This is a genomic window from Pseudomonas sp. DWP3-1-3b3 (genome assembly GCF_049896305.1).
Classification (GTDB): Bacteria; Pseudomonadota; Gammaproteobacteria; order Pseudomonadales; family Pseudomonadaceae; genus Aquipseudomonas; species Aquipseudomonas azotoformans_A.
Map to the genome: position 1 here is coordinate 501,225 of NZ_JAFCUA010000002.1, position 18,224 is coordinate 519,448.

Annotated in this window: 15 protein-coding genes; 11 read left to right on the forward strand and 4 right to left on the reverse strand. The window is 60.6% G+C overall.

Features of this window, described 5'->3' with window-relative positions:
* The first annotated feature begins 66 nt into the window (after nt 1-66).
* From ACP7BX_RS08720 to ACP7BX_RS08760, 9 genes are all read left to right on the forward strand, one after another.
* Nucleotides 67-555 carry an Hcp family type VI secretion system effector gene (locus ACP7BX_RS08720; RefSeq protein WP_005792512.1) on the forward strand — a complete coding sequence of 163 codons (489 nt, stop codon included), beginning with the start codon at nt 67-69 and terminating at the stop codon, nt 553-555.
* A gap of 78 nt (nt 556-633) precedes the next feature.
* Nucleotides 634-1,149, forward strand: coding sequence for a type VI secretion system baseplate subunit TssE (gene tssE, locus ACP7BX_RS08725; protein ID WP_005792513.1), 516 nt, complete (start codon nt 634-636; stop codon nt 1,147-1,149).
* Nucleotides 1,146-3,005 (forward strand): type VI secretion system baseplate subunit TssF, encoded by a 1,860-nt coding sequence (gene tssF, locus ACP7BX_RS08730; protein ID WP_426127065.1) that lies wholly within the window; start codon nt 1,146-1,148, stop codon nt 3,003-3,005. The genes tssE and tssF overlap by 4 nt, the downstream gene beginning before the upstream one ends.
* Entirely contained in the window at nt 2,969-4,012 is a 1,044-nt protein-coding gene (gene tssG / locus ACP7BX_RS08735; RefSeq protein ID WP_426127063.1) for a type VI secretion system baseplate subunit TssG, read from the forward strand. Before tssF ends, tssG begins: the two co-directional genes overlap by 37 nt.
* A complete protein-coding gene (gene tssH / locus ACP7BX_RS08740) occupies nt 4,005-6,668 on the forward strand; it encodes a type VI secretion system ATPase TssH (RefSeq protein WP_426127061.1) in 2,664 nt (887 codons plus the stop codon). Before tssG ends, tssH begins: the two co-directional genes overlap by 8 nt.
* Nucleotides 6,669-6,671: 3 nt before the next feature.
* Nucleotides 6,672-8,612, forward strand: a complete 1,941-nt coding sequence (locus ACP7BX_RS08745) for a type VI secretion system Vgr family protein (RefSeq protein ID WP_426127059.1) — start codon at nt 6,672-6,674, stop codon at nt 8,610-8,612.
* 15 nt (nt 8,613-8,627) lie between these two features.
* Nucleotides 8,628-9,062 (forward strand): DcrB-related protein, encoded by a 435-nt coding sequence (locus tag ACP7BX_RS08750; RefSeq protein WP_010207557.1) that lies wholly within the window; start codon nt 8,628-8,630, stop codon nt 9,060-9,062.
* Nucleotides 9,063-9,074: 12 nt separating this feature from the next.
* The gene (locus ACP7BX_RS08755; protein ID WP_426127057.1) at nt 9,075-13,517 is read left to right on the forward strand and encodes an RHS repeat-associated core domain-containing protein; all 4,443 of its coding nucleotides are present in this window, start codon (nt 9,075-9,077) and stop codon (nt 13,515-13,517) included.
* Between the two features lie 8 nt (nt 13,518-13,525).
* Entirely contained in the window at nt 13,526-14,188 is a 663-nt protein-coding gene (locus ACP7BX_RS08760) for a hypothetical protein (protein WP_314526989.1), read from the forward strand.
* Between the two features lie 91 nt (nt 14,189-14,279).
* Here the strand turns inward: ACP7BX_RS08760 and ACP7BX_RS08765 are convergent, their stop codons facing one another.
* The 3 genes from ACP7BX_RS08765 to ACP7BX_RS08775 form a co-directional block, all read right to left on the reverse strand.
* Entirely contained in the window at nt 14,280-14,555 is a 276-nt protein-coding gene (locus ACP7BX_RS08765; RefSeq protein WP_003176958.1) for an HU family DNA-binding protein, read from the reverse strand.
* Between the two features lie 191 nt (nt 14,556-14,746).
* Nucleotides 14,747-15,895, reverse strand: coding sequence for an NAD(P)/FAD-dependent oxidoreductase (locus tag ACP7BX_RS08770; protein WP_426127054.1), 1,149 nt, complete (start codon nt 15,893-15,895; stop codon nt 14,747-14,749).
* Between the two features lie 37 nt (nt 15,896-15,932).
* Entirely contained in the window at nt 15,933-16,100 is a 168-nt protein-coding gene (locus tag ACP7BX_RS08775; protein WP_015886569.1) for a rubredoxin, read from the reverse strand.
* A gap of 194 nt (nt 16,101-16,294) precedes the next feature.
* Between ACP7BX_RS08775 and ACP7BX_RS08780 the strand changes: the two genes are divergently transcribed.
* Complete coding sequence (locus ACP7BX_RS08780; RefSeq protein ID WP_033897276.1) at nt 16,295-16,858, forward strand: chorismate--pyruvate lyase family protein; 564 nt, start codon at nt 16,295-16,297, stop codon at nt 16,856-16,858.
* Entirely contained in the window at nt 16,858-17,748 is an 891-nt protein-coding gene (gene ubiA, locus ACP7BX_RS08785; RefSeq protein WP_426127052.1) for a 4-hydroxybenzoate octaprenyltransferase, read from the forward strand. The genes ACP7BX_RS08780 and ubiA overlap by 1 nt, the downstream gene beginning before the upstream one ends.
* Before the next feature lie 32 nt (nt 17,749-17,780).
* Here the strand turns inward: ubiA and ACP7BX_RS08790 are convergent, their stop codons facing one another.
* The gene (locus ACP7BX_RS08790; RefSeq protein WP_426127051.1) at nt 17,781-18,161 is read right to left on the reverse strand and encodes a COG4315 family predicted lipoprotein; all 381 of its coding nucleotides are present in this window, start codon (nt 18,159-18,161) and stop codon (nt 17,781-17,783) included.
* Nucleotides 18,162-18,224: the final 63 nt, after the last annotated feature.

The window sequence follows — 18,224 nt, forward strand, 5'->3', positions numbered from 1 at the left end:
CACAGAAAAGCGCTGCCCATTTGGCGTTAATCAAATTCAGTGGCCCACGCCACACAGGGAGAAAACATGGCTGTTGATATTTTCATCAAGATCGGCGACATCAAGGGCGAGTCCATGGACAAGGCCCACAAGGACGAAATCGACGTGCTGAACTGGAGCTGGGGCATGGCCCAGTCCGGCAACATGCACGTGGGCGGTGGCGGCGGCGCGGGCAAGGTGAATATCCAGGACCTGTCGCTGACCAAATACGTCGACAAGGCGTCGCCGAACCTGATGATGCACTGCGCCAGCGGCAAGCACATCGACAAGGTCAAGCTGACTGTGCGCAAGGCCGGTGGCGAAAGCCAGGTCGAGTACATGGTGATCAACCTGGAAGAAGTGCTGGTGACCTCCCTGAGCACCGGCGGTTCGGGCACCGATGACCGCCTGACCGAGAACGTCACCCTGAACTTCGCCCAAGTGATGGTCGACTACCAGCCGCAGAAAGCCGACGGCACCAAAGACGGCGGCGCGATCAAGTTTGGCTGGAACATCCGTTCCAACACCAAGCGCTGATAGCCCTTGAGGCCGTGGCTTCGCGCCACGGCCACAGCCCACTTGTCCCTCTCACACCCCGTCCGTGGAGCCGCTTTGGTGGTCACTGAAATCGCTTCCCGCGACCGTCTGCAACCGTCCCTGCTGGACCGGCTGACCGACGACGATCCAACCAATCCCAAGGAAAGCGCCGACAAACGCGTGCTGTCCCTGACCCAATTGAAAGCCTCGGTGCTGCGCGACCTGGCGTGGCTGCTCAACACCACGTCGTTGCTCGACGCCGATGCCACGTTGCACACCCCGGCCGGTACGTCGGTGGTTAACTACGGCTTGCCGGCGCTGGCGGGCAACAGTGTTTCCAGTGTGGATATCAAGGCCCTGGAAGCCTTGATCTACCAGGCTATCGCCACCTTTGAACCGCGCATTCTGCGCCACACCCTGCGCGTCAAAGCCCGCGTCGGCCATGGCGAGATGAACCATAACGCGCTGAGTTTCGAGATCGAAGGCGACCTGTGGGCACAGCCGGTGCCGTTGCGCCTGCTGCTGCAAACCGACCTCGACCTGGAATCCGGCCACGTGCGTGTAGTGAATGCCGACCAGCGGAGACGCCCATGAATCCGCGCCTGCTGGAGCTGTACAACCAGGAACTGCACCACGTGCGTGAAAGCGCCGCCGAGTTCGCCAAGGAATACCCGAAGATCGCCAGTCGGCTGACCCTGTCCGGTATGGACTGCGCCGACCCGTATGTCGAACGTTTGCTTGAGGGCTTTGCCTACCTCACCGCCCGCGTGCAGCTCAAGCTCGACGCCGAGTACCCGACCTTCACCCACAACCTGCTGGAAATTGCCTACCCGCATTACCTGGCACCCACGCCGTCGATGACCGTGGTGCAATTGCAGACCGACGCGGATGAAGGTTCGCTGGCCAGTGGTTTCCCGCTGCCCCGCGACACCGTTTTGCGGGCTGCGCTGGGCCGCGAAACCCAGACCTGCTGCGAGTACCGCACCGCGCACCCGGTGACGCTGTGGCCGTTGCAGGTGAGCAACGCCGAATACTTCGGCAACCCTGCCGCCGTGTTGGGGCGCCTGGCCGCCAGTGAGCCGAAGGCCAAGGCCGGTCTGCGCCTGACCCTGCGCACCGGCGCCGAATTGCCCTTCAACAGCCTCGACCTGGATAACCTGCCGCTCTACCTCAGCGGTGCCGACGAGCAACCGTTCCGCCTCTACGAGCAACTGCTGGGCAACGCCTGCGCGGTGTTTGCACGCAAGCCGGGTGGCGATTGGGTCGAGCGCCTGCCGCAGGATGCACTGCGCTCCCGTGGTTTTGACGATGCCGACGCCGCAATGCCGGTGGTCGCACGCGCGTTCCAGGGCTATCGCTTGTTGCAGGAATACTTCGCCCTGCCCCACCGTTACCTGTTCGTCGAGTTCGCTGAACTGAGCCGTGCGGTCAAACGCTGCGACGGCCAGGAGCTGGAGCTGATCGTGTTGTTCGACCGTCATGAGCCAAGCCTGGAAGGCAGCGTCGGCGCGGCGCAGTTCCTGCCGTTCTGCACGCCGGCAATCAACCTGTTCCCCAAGCGCGTCGACCGTATCCACTTGTCCGACCGGGTCAACGAACACCATGTGATCGCCGACCGCACGCGGCCGATGGATTTCGAAATTCACTCGTTGAGTGGTATCACCGGCCACGGCACAGGGCCGGAGCAACCGTTTTTGCCGTTCTATGCGGTGCGCGATCCGTCGCGCTACGGCCGCGACCAGGCCTATTACACGGTGCGCCGCGAGCCCCGCGTGCTGTCCAGCGACCAGCGCCGCAACGGCCCACGCTCCACCTATGTGGGCAGCGAGACCTTTGTCAGCCTGGTGGACAGCCGCCAAGCGCCCTACGGCCATGACTTGCGCCAACTCGGCGTGACGGCGCTGTGCACCAACCGCGATTTGCCCCTGTTCATGAGCATCGGCAACGGCAAGACCGACTTCACCCTGGCCGACAGCGCCCCGGTGCTGTCCGTGCGTTGCGTGGCTGGCCCGAGCCGTCCGCGCGCCAGCCATGCCCATGACGCCAAGGCCTGGCGTTTGATCAGCCAGTTGTCGCTGAACTACCTGTCCCTGAGCGAACAGGGACAAGGCGCGGCAGCCTTGCGCGAACTGCTGCGCCTGTACGGCGACAGCAACGACGCCGCCCTGCAATTGCAGATCGAAGGCCTGCGCGAGGTCAGCAGCAAAGCGGTAACCCGACGCTTGCCGATGCCCGGCCCGATCGTGTTTGGCCGTGGCCTGGAAATCACCTTGGAATTCGATGAAAACGCGTTTCGCGGCACCGGCGTGTTCCTGCTCGGTGCAGTGCTGGAACGCTTCCTGGCACGCTACGTGTCGATCAACAGTTTTACCGAGACGGTGATCCGTACCACCGAACGCGGCGAGATCATGCGATGGAAAGCCAAGCCCGGACGGCGTCCGACCCTGTGAACACACTGGATGCGATGCATCAGGAGCCCTGGGAATACGATTTCTTCCAGGCGCTGCGGCGTATCGAGTGCGAATCGCCGGAGCTGCCGCGCCTGGGCCATTCCCTGCGCCTGGCGGACGATCCGCTGCGCCTGGGGCAACAGGCCGATTGCACCTTCGCCCCGGCCACCCTGGCCTCGGTCGATCCCGGTGGCGACGGCAAGCCGGCGCGGCTGGAACAATTCTTCTTTGGCCTTGGCGGCCCCAATGGCCCGCTGCCGCTGCACATCACCGAATACGTGCGCGAGCGCCAGCGCAACAACGCCGACAGCACCAGCAAACAGTTCCTGGATGTGTTCCACCATCGCTTGCTCAGCCTGTTTTACCGGGCCTGGGCCGAGGCGCGGCCGACGGTCAGCCACGACCGCCCGGACGATGATTACTGGTCCGCGCGCCTCGCTGCTTTGAGCGGACGGGGCATGCCGAGCCTGTTGAATCAGGGGCTCATCCCGGACACCGCGAAGCTGCATTACAGCGGCCACCTGTCGGCGCAAACCCGCTATCCAGACGGCCTTAAAGCCATTCTCAGCGAATACTTCGGCCTGCCGGTGGAGATTGAAGAATACATCGGCCAATGGCTGGAGTTGCCCGAGCGCAGCCGCGTCAGCGTGAGCGCCAACCGCCTGGGCGTGGACTTTTGCCTGGGCAGTTTCGTGTGGGACCGCCAGCACAAATTCCGCATCCGCCTGGGCCCGCTCAAGCTGGACGACTACATGGGCATGCTGCCTGGCCACCCGCCGTTCAACGAGTTGGTGGCGTGGGTGGCCGAGTACCTGGGCCATGAACTGGACTGGGACCTCAACCTGGTTCTGCAACAACCCGAAGTGCCGGCGCTGCAGCTCAATGGTCAGTTCCGCCTGGGCTTCAACACCTGGCTCGGCAAGCCCGAGCATGACGCCAACGACCTAATCCTGGCCCGGCATTACGCCGATCACGCCACCACCTCAAGGAATCCAGAGCATGGGTGAAATCAGTCGCGCCGCACTGTTCGGCAAACTCAACAGCGTGGCCTACAAGGCCATCGAAGCCGCCACCGTGTTCTGCAAACTGCGGGGCAATCCGTATGTGGAACTGGCCCACTGGTTCCACCAGTTGCTGCAACTGCAGGATTCGGACCTGCACCGCCTCATCCGTCAGTTCAACGTGGAGCCGGCACGCCTGGCCCGTGACCTGACCGAAGCGCTGGACCGTTTGCCGCGTGGCTCGACGTCGATCACCGACCTGTCCTCCCATGTGGAAGAAGCCGTTGAGCGCGGCTGGGTGTATGGCAGCCTGATGTTTGGCGAAAGCCAAGTGCGCACTGGCTACCTGGTGCTCGGCATCCTGAAGACGCCAAGCCTGCGCCATGCGCTGTTGGGCTTGTCTGCCGAGTTTGACAAGATCAAGGCCGAGGCCCTGAGCGAGCGTTTCGACGAATACGTCGGGGATTCGCCGGAAAACGCCTTGAGCGCCAGCGATGGTTTCAATGCCGGTGCCGTGCCCGGTGAAGCCAGCGGTGCCATGGCGCCGAGCGCGATGGGCAAGCAGGAAGCCCTCAAGCGCTTCACGGTCGACCTGACCGAACAGGCGCGCAGCGGCAAGCTCGACCCGATTGTTGGCCGTGACGAAGAAATCCGCCAACTGGTCGACATTCTCATGCGTCGCCGCCAGAACAACCCGATCCTCACCGGTGAAGCCGGGGTGGGCAAGACTGCAGTGGTCGAAGGTTTCGCCCTGCGCATCGTCGCCGGTGACGTGCCGCCAGCCCTGAAAGACGTGGAACTGCGCAGCCTCGACGTGGGCCTGCTGCAAGCTGGCGCGAGCATGAAAGGCGAGTTCGAACAGCGTCTACGCCAGGTCATCGAAGACGTCCAGGCGTCGCCCAAGCCGATCATCCTGTTTATCGACGAAGCGCATACGCTGGTGGGTGCCGGTGGCGCCGCCGGGACTGGCGATGCGGCCAACTTGCTCAAGCCAGCCCTGGCCCGCGGCACCTTGCGTACCGTGGCCGCCACCACCTGGGCCGAGTACAAGAAGCACATTGAGAAAGACCCGGCCCTGACCCGCCGTTTCCAAGTGGTGCAGGTGGCCGAGCCGTCGGAAGACAAAGCGTTGCTGATGATGCGTGGCGTGGCGTCGACCATGGAGAAACACCACCAGGTACAGATTCTCGACGAAGCGCTGGAAGCTTCGGTGAAGCTGTCCCACCGCTACATCCCGGCGCGCCAGTTGCCGGACAAATCCGTGAGCCTGCTGGACACCGCCTGCGCCCGCGTCGCCATCAGCCTGCACGCGGTGCCTGCGGAGGTGGACGACAGCCGCCGTCGCATCGAGGCACTGGAAACCGAGTTGCAAATTATCGCCCGTGAGCATGCCATCGGCATTGCGATTGGTGCGCGCCAAACCAACACCGAGGCGCTGTTGAGCGCTGAGCGTGAGCGTCTGGCGACCTTGGAAAGCCGCTGGGCCGAAGAGAAAGCCCTGGTGGACGAGCTGCTCGCCACCCGTGCAACCTTGCGCGAAAAAGCCGGTGTGGTGGACAGCGGCAACGATGAACTGCGCGCTCAACTGGTCGACCTGCAACAACGCCTCACCGCCCTGCAAGGCGAAACCCCGCTGATCCTGCCAACCGTGGATTACCAGGCCGTGGCCTCGGTGGTCGCTGACTGGACCGGCATCCCGGTGGGCCGTATGGCGCGCAACGAACTGGAGACCGTGCTCAACCTCGACCAGCACCTGAAAAAACGCATCATCGGCCAGGACCATGCCCTGCAGATGATCGCCAAGCGCATCCAGACCTCCCGCGCCGGCCTCGACAACCCGAGCAAGCCGATTGGCGTGTTCATGCTGGCCGGCACCTCCGGCGTGGGCAAGACCGAAACTGCCCTGGCCCTGGCCGAAGCCATGTACGGCGGTGAGCAGAACGTCATCACCATCAACATGAGCGAATTCCAGGAAGCCCACACGGTGTCGACCCTCAAAGGCGCACCACCGGGCTATATCGGCTACGGCGAAGGCGGCGTGCTGACCGAAGCGGTGCGACGCAAACCCTACAGCGTGGTGCTGCTGGACGAGGTGGAAAAAGCCCACCCGGACGTGCATGAGATCTTCTTCCAGGTGTTCGACAAGGGCGTGATGGAAGATGGTGAAGGCCGGGTGATCGACTTCAAGAACACCCTGATCCTGCTGACCACCAACGCCGGTACCGAGCTGATTTCCCACGTGTGCAAAGACCCGGCGAACGTGCCGGAGCCGGAAGAAATCGCCAAGGCTTTGCGCCAGCCGCTGCTGGAGATCTTCCCGCCAGCCCTGCTCGGCCGTCTGGTGACCATCCCTTACTACCCGCTGAGCGACGAGATGCTCAAGGCAATCACCCGCCTGCAACTGGGCCGCATCAAGAAGCGCGTAGAGAGCACGCACAAGGTGGCGTTCGATTACGACGACGCGGTGGTCGACCTGATCGTCTCGCGGTGCACCGAGACCGAAAGTGGCGGGCGCATGATCGACACCATTCTGACCAACAGCCTGCTGCCGGACATGAGCCGTGAGTTCCTCACGCGCATGCTCGAAGGCAAGCCGCTGGCGGGTGTGCGCATCAGCAGCCGGGATAATGAATTGCACTACGACTTCAGCGACGCGGCCTAAACGATGCCATTCAACCAAGCCTCACGCCTGGCCAAAGTCACCAGCCCCCTCGGGCCGGATGTGCTGCTGCTCAATGAAATGGGCGGCGGCGAGGAGCTGGGCAGGCTGTTCAATTACGAGCTGCAACTGACGTCGCTGGACGCCAACATCGATCTCAACCAGTTGCTCGGCAAACCCATGAGCGTGGGCCTGCAACTGGCGGACGGTGGCGAGCGGCACTTCCACGGCATCGTCGCGCGGTGCAGCCAGAATATCGACCAGGGCCAGTTCGCCAGTTATCAGGTGACGCTGCGCCCGTGGTTTTGGTTGCTCAGCCGCACGTCGGACTGCCGGATTTTCCAGAACCTGAGCATCCCGCAGATCATCAAGCAGGTGTTCCGCGACCTGGGTTTTTCCGACTTCGAAGACGCCCTGAGCCGGCCCTACCGCGAATGGGAATACTGCGTGCAGTACCGCGAGACCAGCTTTGATTTCGTCAGCCGCTTGATGGAGCAGGAAGGCATCTACTACTTCTTCCGCCATGAGCAGGACCGCCATGTGCTAGTGCTGGCTGATGCCTACGGCGCCCACACCACGGTGCCCGGCTATGCGTCGATCCCTTACTACCCCAAGGACGAGCAGCAGCGCGAACGCGACCATATGCACAACTGGCACCTGGCGCACGAAGTGCAGCCGGGTTCGCTGGAGCTCAACGACTACGATTTCCAGCGCCCCAGCGCCAGCATCGACGTGCGCTCGGCCATGCCGCGCCCGCACACCGCCGGCGACTATCCGCTGTACGACTACCCCGGCACCTACGTGCAAAGCGAAGACGGCGAGCACTACGCGCGCACCCGCATCGAAGCGCTGCAAACCCTGCATGAACAGATCGAGTTCAGCGGCAATGCTCGCGGCCTGGGTTCGGGACATTTGTTCAGCCTGACCGGCTTCAGTCGTCAGGACCAGAACCGTGAATACCTGATCGTCGGCTGTCGCTACTACATCGTCCAGGAAAGCCTGGAAAGCGGCGGTGGGTCGGGTTCGGCACAGTTCGAAAGCAGCCTCACCTGCATCGACGCCCAGCAGAGCTTCCGCCCGCTGGCCAACACCCACCGGCCCATCGTCAAAGGCCCGCAGACCGCGCTGGTGGTCGGCCCCAAAGGCGAGGAAATCTGGACCGACCAGTACGGCCGCGTGAAGGTGCACTTCTACTGGGACCGTCACGACCAATCCAACGAGAACAGCTCATGCTGGATTCGCGTGTCGCAATCCTGGGCCGGCAAGAACTGGGGCTCGATGCAGATCCCACGGATCGGCCAGGAAGTGATTGTGAGCTTTTTGGAAGGTGACCCGGACCGGCCGATCATCACCGGGCGGGTCTACAACGCCGAACAGACGGTGCCTTACGACCTGCCGGAAAACGCCACCCAGAGCGGCATGAAAAGCCGTTCGAGCAAGGGCGGCACACCGGCCAACTTCAATGAAATCCGCATGGAGGACAAGAAGGGGTTGGAGCAGCTGTACATCCATGCCGAGCGCAATCAGGACATCGTGGTCGAGGTGGATGAGAGCCATTCGGTGGGGCATGACCGCAACAAGAGCATTGGCCATAACGAGACGGTAACCATCGGCAACAACCGCCTGCGCATCGTCAAGCAGGAAGACATCCTTTCGGTAGGCCAGAGGAAGACCGACAGCATCAGCCAGAGCTATGTCATCGAAGTCGGTGAAAACCTGCGCCTGGTCTGCGGCGAAAGCATCCTGGAGTTGAACGCCAGCGGGCAGATCAACCTCACGGGCGTGCAAATCAGCTTCTATGCCAGCGGCGATGCCGAGTTCAACACCGGCGGCGTGCTGCACCTGAACAACGGCGGCGGCCCCGGCGCGACACCGGACGGCCAGGGCCAGAAAGCCGCCATCGACGCCAATATCAAAGCCGCGTTCCCCGCGCCTAAAAGCTCCTGACGAGACCTGTTTGCCATGACGTACCGGATCAACGAATTCCAGTTTCAACTACCCGCCAGTGAGCTGCAGGACGCAACGATCAATATCCTCAAGTTTCCTGAATTGGGCACCTCCCTGATCGTCAGCCGCAGCCTGCTCGCCGAGGGTGAAACCCTGCACAGCAACTTCAATGACCAACTCCAGCGCCTGGAAAAACAGGTGCAGGACCTGCGTTATCAGCCGGGCGTGGACGTGCGCCTGGGCGCGGCTCAAGAAGTGGAAGGCATCGAGCTGCGCAGCCAGTTCAACAAGGGCAATGACAAGGTGTTCCAGTACCAGCTGGCGTTGGTGCTGCCGGGTACGCGCAAGATGCTCGCGTTGAGTTATGTGAAGGCAGACAAGCTCGGGGACGCCGAGGCGGCGCACTGGGCGTTGATCAAAAACTCGCTGTCGTTCGACGCTATTTCTTGATGAGCGGCCTGCATGTCTGACGCGTTATGGGCCGCCCGGATGGGCGATGCGCTGACCCACACCTCCATGATGGCCGATATCCTCGGCGGCGTGCTGGAGGTGGCGGCCAACGTGGCGATCACGGCACTGGCGACTGCTGCGGTGGCGGCCGCGATTGGTGTGACGGTCGCGACGGCCGGCATTGGTGGCTGCATCCTCGGCGCCGTGGTCGGCATTGTCGTCGGCATGACCATGAGCAAGACGGGGGCCGACAAGGGCCTCAGCAAAATGTGTGAGAGTTTCGCCAATGCGCTGTTTCCCCCCGTTGTAGAAGCCACGATTGCGGTGGGTTCGACCGACACCTTCGTCAATAGCATTCCGGCTGCGCGTGCCGCGGGTGCAATTCCTTCCCATGTCGCGCCCGCCGGGACCGAGTTTGAACCCGACGCGCCCGAACCTGATGTCGAAGCGGCGCCAGAGCCCGGCTTCCTCGACATGGCCGAGGGATTTTTCTCACAACTGTGGCGCCCTACCGTTGCCTCTCCAGCACCCGGTGTCGTGCCGTTGCCCACCGACCTGGTCCTCTGCGCCCGCCACCCGCCAATGCCCCCGCAGCTCCTTGCCGAGGGCTCCGATAAAGTCACCATCAACGGCCAACCCGCCGTACGCAGCGGCGACCGCAGTATGTGCGATGCGACGGTGGTTTCTTCAGGCCTGATTTCGCCAAATGTCACGATTGGTGGCGGTACGGTAGTGGTGCAGGAGATTCGCAGCGGTAAGACGCCTGGTGTGGGGCTGGCGATTGAAGCCCTGATGATGCTCAAGGGCGCGAAGGGAAAAACGCTGAGTAATTTGCCGTGCATGTTGCTCAGTGGCGTGGGGTCATACGCGGTGAGCCAAGCCATGGGAGCGATGGCAAACGCTGCAATGGGGTCACCCAACCCCGTGCATGCGGCAACAGGCGCCAAAGTGCTGGGCAGCGATTTCGACCTGGATTTTTCCTTACCTGGATTGTTGCCGATTGACTGGCAGCGCTTTTACAACAGCCGCGACCTTCGCCGCGATGGGCTGTTCGGTGCAGGCTGGAGCGTGCCTTATGAAGTCGCTGTGCAGATACTGTCTCACCCGGATGGCGGGGAAGAACTGATCTACACCGACGAGCAGGGCCGTCGTATCAATCTGGGTTCAGTGGCGTTGGGTAGTGCAATGTTCAGCCCAGGCGAAGGTTTGAGCATTCGACGCCACCGTAACGGGCAGTTATTGATTGAAAGCGACAACGGCCTGTATCGGCTATTTGACGCCTCCCCCGGCGACGCTTCGTCGCTGCGCCTGAGTCAATTGGGTGACCGCAACGACAATCGCATCTATCTGGACTATGACGCAGCAGGTCAACTGATGGCGCTGCGCGACACGTTTGATTTGGCTCGAGTCGAATTGATTCGCGAGCAAGGCCGTGTCCATCGGATTGAGCGGCTGTACCCCGATCATCGACGGGAAGTCCTGGTCAGCTATGGCTACGACCACGCCGGCGACCTGGCAGAAGTACGTGACACTACGGATCAGGTCCAACGGCGCTTCGCATACGACGCCGGGCGTCGCATGGTGGAGCATCAACTGCCTACCGGGCTGCGCTGCTTCTATGAATGGGCCTTGATTGAAGGCGTCGAGTGGCGCGTTACGGGTCATTGGAGCAATGAAGGCGATCGCTATCACTTCGACTATGACCTGAACGCAGGAACGACACGTATCACTGACGGCTTACAGCGGGTAAGCACGCGCGTTTGGAACACGCAATATCAGGTGACCCAGTACACCGATAATCTGGGGCAAACTTGGCTCTTTGAATGGAACGACGAACGCCAACTGCTCAGCGCAACAGACCCGCAAGGCGGACGCTATGAATACTGTTACGACGAATCCGGCAATCTAATCAGCGAAATGGACCCTCTGGGTCGCCGCGACACAACCCTTTGGCTTGATCATTGGGCCTTGCCCCTCGTCGAGACCGACGCCGCCGGCAACAGTTGGAAATTCCTGTATGACCCGCGGGGCAACTGTATCCGTGAGACCGACCCTCTGGGCAACATCACGCGCTATCAGTACGACACTCACGGTCAGCCTGTTGAAATCATCGATGCCAGCGGCAAACATAAAAAGCTCCGCTGGAACCAGGCAGGGCAACTGGTAGAACACGTCGATTGCTCAGGCTCGCCCACCCGGTTCATTTATGACGCACGCGGACATTTGCAGGCCATCTCTGACGCACTGGGAGAGCGGACTGAATTCAAGCACGACACGCAGGGCAGGCTGATTGGAGTCCAACTGCCGGACGGGCGCGAAGAACACTATCGGCGCGATGCCAGCGGACAACTGGTCGGGTACACGGATCCCGCCGGCCACAGCACCTTTTACCAATACACCCGACGTGGCCAGGTACGTCAACGCACTGATGCCCACGATCGTAACGTGCAGTTTGGATACGATGATTATGGCCGCCTTCTGTCTCTGACCAACGAGAATGGCGAGAGCTATCGGTTCTCATGGGATGCAGGCGATCGCCTGACCGAGCAACGGGACCTGGATGGCAGTTCCAAACGCTATGAACACGACTGCCTGGATAATGTCATCCAGTTTGAAAGCGTTCCCTCACCTTACGGCAGCGGGATCGGGCTAGTACCGGAAATAGCTGCCAAACCCATTGTTCATCGCCTCAAACGCGATGCAATGGGGCGGTTGAGCGCCAAGACAACCGACGATGGTCACACCCAATACACCTACGATACGTTGGACCAACTGACTGGCGTCCACTTCATGGACACTCGCGGCCTGTCGCAGACACTCGGGTTCTCGTATGACGCGCTCGGGCAGATGCTGGAAGAACAGAGCCCAGCGGGCTCACTGCAACATCGCTACGATGAATTGGGGAACCTGATCCAAAGCAAACTGCCCGACGGGCGCTGGATCAATCGTCTTTATTACGGCAGCGGTCACCTGCATCAAATCAACCTTGATGGCCAAGTCATCTGCGATTTCGAGCGTGACCGGCTGCACCGCGAAGTACTGCGCACCCAGGGCCAGATCAGTACCCAAAGCAACTACGATCGCTCAGGACGCCTGCGTGCACGACAACGCCGCAAGACCAGCCCGGGAGCGCTGGAAGCGACATCGTTACAAAAGCAGTTCGAATACGACACGGCAGACAATCTGATCGCTAAATTGGACCGGCACCCTGCCAACCACGCTCGCCAGTTGCTGCACTACGATGCCACCGCCCGGATTATTGCCAGCCAAGACAGCGGAATGGGGCAGCACGAAACCTTTTCCTATGACGCCGCCGCCAACTTATTGGATGGGCCGCCATCCGGTAGTGGACGGGTTGTGCATAACCGTCTGCTGACTTATCAGGACAAACGTTATCGCTATGACGGCTTTGGCCGAATGGTCGAAAAGCGAAGCGGTCATCGTGGTGTACAGCACATGCGTTATGACGCTGAGCATCGTCTGATCGAAGTACGGAACCCGAACGGCAATGTGGTCCGTATGACCTACGACCCGCTGGGTCGACGGATTGAGAAAAGCGAGACGAGCAGCGACGGGTACTTACTCGGTACGACACACTTCAGTTGGGATGGCTTACGGCTCCTGCAAGAACACCGAAACAACCAGACCAGCCTCTATCTGTATGAAGAAGACGGCTATGAGCCATTGGCCAAGGTAGACGGCGTAGGCGCTCAGCAAAAAATCCGGTACTACCATAACGATTTCAATGGCCTCCCTTTAGAGCTCACTGAAGCCGACGGCCAAACACTGTGGCAGGCCAGCTATCGAGTCTGGGGAAACACCCTACGGGAAACCCGTGAACCCTCTTACATCGAGGAGCAAAACCTCAGATTCCAAGGCCAGTACCTGGATAGAGAAACCGGGCTTCACTTCAATACCTTCCGTTTTTATGACCCGGATATCGGCCGCTTCACAACACCAGATCCTATCGGGTTGATGGGTGGGCTCAATTTATACGCGTACGGCCCTAACCCTATCACCTGGATAGATCCACTGGGATTGTCCTGCACAAGCAAAAAACCGACAGCCGCCAGTCTGTCGGATAAGGATTTCGTCAAGAAAATTGCCAGTAAGGCGGAAAAATGGGGCGTTAAAAATAAACATGGTGCTGCAGGTACTGGCCCGGTCCAAGGCAGTAAAAAGCATACTTATGCCGACAAATTGCTAAACCGCTATCAGCGCATGACAGGTCAAAAGACTCACTTGGCGGTGGAGAAATCCTACTTGAAAGGCGTCGAGGTCCCGAAAGGAACCGCCGGCAGCGCCCGACCAGATGTTTACAACAAGAACACCGGGGAAGTATTGGATTACAAGTTCACGAAAGACCCGAACGGGCCGATTAGCAGTCGACAACAGACCAACAATAATAATAACCTCCCGATAAAACCACCTTCACAGACGGCGATACACCCCTGAGACACCTTATGAAAAAAATGACGGCCACTGAAAAAAAGGCAATTACCCAAGACTGGAAAGAAGTGATGGGGAGTTATGAGTTATATAAACCCCTTCACTTATTAAAGCGTAACGGCCCCCTGTTGACCGGCATTTACCTTAAGCCTGTTTATGGTGAGGAGCACTATGTCCCGGTATTCCACACCCACTCATTGATGGCGTCCTTCCCGGTGGTCTCGCTGGTTGCGCCGATATCTCTATTAAACAGCAAGGGTATTGAAGATTCGATAAGCCCGTTGCGCCACTCAACTAAGTTCGGAGAACTTGTTGACCGTTTTCGATCGCAATGCCCTACTGCATTCCTCGATACACTGTCATGCGCCACACTGGACTCCATTTATCAAACTACTGTAGCCGGTGGAGACAACTTTCCAGTACAGGCCATGACCGACAACATCGTGCTATTGGCCTGGTGCAAGAAGCATGCAATAGCCCACGAGCGCATCGAGCATTACAAATCCATTCTTCAAGGGTGGCCTGAAGGTGTGACTCAACGTGTAGGCGGAGCAGCGGGCTGGGAGCGTGAAGTCAAAATGCTGATGGACCCGGAGCATCTTCAGAACTCCGTTGCACAAGAATTAAAGAAGTTCAAACTGAGTCATCTCCCGGATCACTCGCTGGTGTGTGATTAACCAGCAAGGCCCCCACAAAAAATGGGCACCCAACCCCGTCGGCGTGCCCATTTTTCCCTACCACCCCGCCCCCTTCGAGACGGTAACGCTCTTACGCGTTAACAGTGTCTTTCAGCGATTTGCCCGGTTTGAACGCAACAGTGTTGCTGGCCTTGATTTTCACCGGCTCACCGGTCTGTGGGTTTTTGCCGGTGCGGGCGCCGCGATGGCGTTGCAGGAAGGTGCCGAAGCCAACCAGGGTGACGCTGTCCTTGCGGTGCAGGGCGCCGGTGATTTCTTCGAGAACGGCGTTGAGGACGCGGTTGGCCTGTTCTTTGGTGAGATCCGCTTTTTCAGCGATGGCGGCTGCGAGTTCTGGTTTACGCATAAGTGAAGCCTCTTTGACGGTTTTTTGTTGTTATGTCCGTGCTGCTCTCTTCTGGAGCAGCGCCCAAAGCGCCGCAGGCTCTACTCTGCGGCAGACGGGAGTGAGGATGGCATGCCCTCGCACGCTCCGCCAGTCTTGCGGCGACCTTTCTAGGGTGAAAAACGCGGTTATTCCGACAGAACGACCGGTATTTACGCCAGCAACGGCGGAAGTTCTTTATTGAGGGCGAGTTTTTCCATCACGGCGCTGCCGGTCAGGGCGTAGCCCAGCAGGCGGCCGCTGGCGTCGCGGCACAAGGCCTTGATGTCGGCACCCTCGCCCTCAACGCTCCACACGCCTTCGGTGCCCCGTGGCGGTGGCGAGACCACCAGCGGGCAGACCGGCGTCTTGACGGTCACCGGCATCGGGCCGTAGCTGACCGCTGTGGCGTTGCCGGCCAGGGTCTGGGCCAGCGCGCGGGCGCAGCTCATCAGCGGCATCACGTACAGCAGGTTCAGGCCGTCGACCTCGGCGCAATCGCCCAGGGCATAGATGTTGGCGTGGGAGGTCTTGAGGTGACGGTCCACCGTGATCCCGCGATTGGTCTGCAGGCCGGCGGCGGCGGCCAGGTCTACGCGTGGGCGCAGGCCGATGGCCGAGACCACAAGGTCGCAGGCGATGACTTCACCGTCCGACAGGTGAGCTTCCAGGCCGTCAGCGGTGCGCTGCAGGCGATTGAGTACTGGCCCAAGATGGAAGCGCGCGCCGAGGCTTTGCAGCCCGGCCTGTACCGCTGCGGCCGCGGCCGGGTGCAGCAGGGTCGGCATGACTTGCTCGCACGGTGCCACCAGGTCGATTTCATAACCGCCCAGGATCAGGTCGTTGGCGAATTCACAGCCGATCAAGCCCGCGCCGAGCAACAGCACACGGCGCTTGCCGGCAGCGGCGGTACGGAAGCGTGCGTAATCTTCGAGGTCGTTGATGGGGAAAATCAGCTCAGCCGCATCACCTTCCACCGGTACACGCACGGTTTCGGCGCCCCAGGCCAGGATCAGGTCGCGGTAAGCCACCGCTTCTTCACCGATCCACAAGCGCTTGTGGCCCGGGTCGATGCCGCTGACGCGAGTGTGGGTGCGCACTTCGGCCTTGAGTTGCTCGGCCATGGCGCCAGGTTCAGCCATGCTCAGGCCATCGGCTTCCTTGTTCTTGCCAAAACCGGTGGAGAGCATGGGCTTGGAGTAGGAACGCCCGTCATCGGCGGTGATCAGCAGCAATGGGGTCTCGCTGTCGAGCTTGCGAAACTCCCGGGCCACGTTGTAACCGGCCAATCCTGTGCCGATGATCACGACAGGTGCGTTCATTCCTTTCTCCTTGTAGTACTTATCTGAAAACCAAAAATCAGCCGATTTCGATCATTTCGAAATCCATTTTGCCCACGCCGCAGTCCGGGCACAGCCAGTCTTCCGGGACGTCTTCCCAACGGGTGCCAGGCAGAATTCCGTCATCCGGCCAGCCGTCTTTCTCGTCATAGATCAGGCCACAGACTACACATTGCCACTTCTTCATCACTTGCTTCCTCAGGGTCAGGCATCTTGGCCGACGGTCGATAGACCCGCGTTGCCGTGCGGCTCAGGGCGTTTTGTACTGATCGGGGCCGGCAGATGCAAGCACGATCGACGCAAACAGCCGGTTCGGTCCGGCAAAAACCAGAGGCGTCATGGTAAGCTCGCCGCCTCTTTTGCTGCCAATACTGACTCACCGTGCCGCACTCAATCGACCCTCCCGATGCTTGCCAATGGCTGATCCAGAGCCTTCTGCACCCCGCGCCCGCGCCCTTGACGCTCAATTGGCTGTTCAACGAAGACTCACTGACACGGCGGCTGACGTGGCTGTCCAACGACGGTTTCAGCGTGACGCCGCTGTTCGAGGGCTGGCAACCGTTGCGAGACGATGAATGCGCCGCCCTGGCATTGCCACCGGCCAGTATCGGCTGGGTACGCGAGGTGTATTTGCGCGGGCACGGCCAGCCTTGGGTGTTCGCGCGCAGCGTGGCGGCACGCAGCGCCTTGCAGGGCGACGGCTTGCATATGGATGAGTTGGGCAGCCGCTCACTGGGCGAATTGCTGTTCTGCGACCAGGCATTCACGCGCCAGGCCATCGAGGTGTGCCATTACCCAATAGAATGGCTGCCTGCGGCGGATCAGGTCGACGGACTATGGGCGCGCCGTTCACGTTTTGATCGCGGGCCGCTGAGCGTGCTGGTCGCAGAGGTCTTTCTGCCCAGCTTCTGGCACGCGTTGCACGCCCATCCGGAGAACTGCTGATGTACCAGCGTCTGCTCAAATCCCTGAACCACTTGAACCCGAGGGCCTGGGACTTCATCCAACTGACCCGCATGGACAAGCCCATCGGCATCTACCTGCTGCTGTGGCCGACGCTGTGGGCGCTGTGGATCGCCGGCAAGGGCTCGCCGTCCCTGCTCAATATCGTGATTTTCGTGCTGGGTGTGGTGCTGACCCGCGCCGGTGGCTGCGTGATCAATGACTGGGCCGACCGCAAGGTCGACGGCCATGTGAAGCGCACCGAGCAGCGCCCGCTGGTGAGCGGCAAGATCAGTTCGAAAGAGGCACTGGTGTTTTTCGCGGTGCTGATGGGCATCAGTTTCCTGCTGGTGCTGCTGACCAACGCCACCACCATCCTGCTGTCCCTCGGCGGCCTGGCCCTGGCGGCGAGCTACCCGTTCATGAAGCGCTACACCTACTACCCGCAGGTGGTGCTGGGGGCGGCGTTTTCCTGGGGCATGCCGATGGCGTTCACTGCCGAGACCGGCAGCCTGCCCGCCACCGCGTGGCTGCTGTATATCGCCAACCTGCTGTGGACGGTGGGCTACGACACCTATTACGCGATGACCGATCGCGATGACGATTTGAAAATCGGTGTGAAATCTACGGCCATCCTGTTTGGTGAAGCTGATCGCGTGATCATTCTGACCTTGCAGGGGCTATCACTGGGCTGCCTGTTGTTGGCCGGGGCACGGTTTGAGCTGGGTGGATGGTTCCACCTGGGGTTGCTGGCGGCGGCAGGCTGTTTTGTCTGGGAGTTCTGGTACACGCGGGACAAGGATCGGATGAAGTGCTTCAAGGCGTTTTTGCACAACCACTGGGCGGGGTTGGCGATATTTGTCGGGATTGTGGCGGATTACGCATTTCGATGAGGGGCCTGGCCCCTCACCGTTAGGGGTATGCATCAAGGTTTGGCGACTTCCCAGGCCCCGTCCATTTTGCCCTCACCGGTCATGTCGCCCGCCTTCTTGTCCATGATGAAGGTATAGAGCGGCTTCCCGCTGTAAGCCCATTGGCTTTTCTGATCGTCACGGGTGATGACGGTCCATTTCCCCATGGGCTTATCGGTGGACTCAGCCATCAGCGGAGGCCAGTTGGTGGCGCACTTTTCGTTGCACATGGACTTGCCATCGGCGTCCTTGGCAAAGGTGTATAGCGTCATGCCCTTGTGATCGACCAGCATCCCGTCTTTCGTCATCGCGGGTTCCGCCGCGAACGCCAGGGTCGGCAGCGTCAACGCCGCCGTTACCAGCAGGGCTTTCCAGGAAATCGTGCTGTAAGTCATCGGAACCTTCCTTTTGTGGTTGTCAGGATTCGGACCCAAAGCGTAGTCCAGAGAGGCGGGAAT

Excerpts from the sequence above, each read along its gene's own strand:
- ACP7BX_RS08720 (WP_005792512.1), top strand. The coding sequence starts at position 67 with ATGGCTGTTGATATTTTCATCAAGATCGGCGACATCAAGGGCGAGTCC.
- tssF (WP_426127065.1), top strand. The coding sequence starts at position 1,146 with ATGAATCCGCGCCTGCTGGAGCTGTACAACCAGGAACTGCACCACGTG.
- tssG (WP_426127063.1), top strand. The coding sequence starts at position 2,969 with ATGGAAAGCCAAGCCCGGACGGCGTCCGACCCTGTGAACACACTGGAT.
- tssH (WP_426127061.1), top strand. The coding sequence starts at position 4,005 with ATGGGTGAAATCAGTCGCGCCGCACTGTTCGGCAAACTCAACAGCGTG.
- ACP7BX_RS08745 (WP_426127059.1), top strand. The coding sequence starts at position 6,672 with ATGCCATTCAACCAAGCCTCACGCCTGGCCAAAGTCACCAGCCCCCTC.
- ACP7BX_RS08750 (WP_010207557.1), top strand. The coding sequence starts at position 8,628 with ATGACGTACCGGATCAACGAATTCCAGTTTCAACTACCCGCCAGTGAG.
- ACP7BX_RS08755 (WP_426127057.1), top strand. The coding sequence starts at position 9,075 with ATGTCTGACGCGTTATGGGCCGCCCGGATGGGCGATGCGCTGACCCAC.
- ACP7BX_RS08760 (WP_314526989.1), top strand. The coding sequence starts at position 13,526 with ATGAAAAAAATGACGGCCACTGAAAAAAAGGCAATTACCCAAGACTGG.
- ACP7BX_RS08765 (WP_003176958.1), bottom strand. The coding sequence starts at position 14,555 with ATGCGTAAACCAGAACTCGCAGCCGCCATCGCTGAAAAAGCGGATCTC.
- ACP7BX_RS08770 (WP_426127054.1), bottom strand. The coding sequence starts at position 15,895 with ATGAACGCACCTGTCGTGATCATCGGCACAGGATTGGCCGGTTACAAC.
- ACP7BX_RS08775 (WP_015886569.1), bottom strand. The coding sequence starts at position 16,100 with ATGAAGAAGTGGCAATGTGTAGTCTGTGGCCTGATCTATGACGAGAAA.
- ubiA (WP_426127052.1), top strand. The coding sequence starts at position 16,858 with ATGTACCAGCGTCTGCTCAAATCCCTGAACCACTTGAACCCGAGGGCC.
- ACP7BX_RS08790 (WP_426127051.1), bottom strand. The coding sequence starts at position 18,161 with ATGACTTACAGCACGATTTCCTGGAAAGCCCTGCTGGTAACGGCGGCG.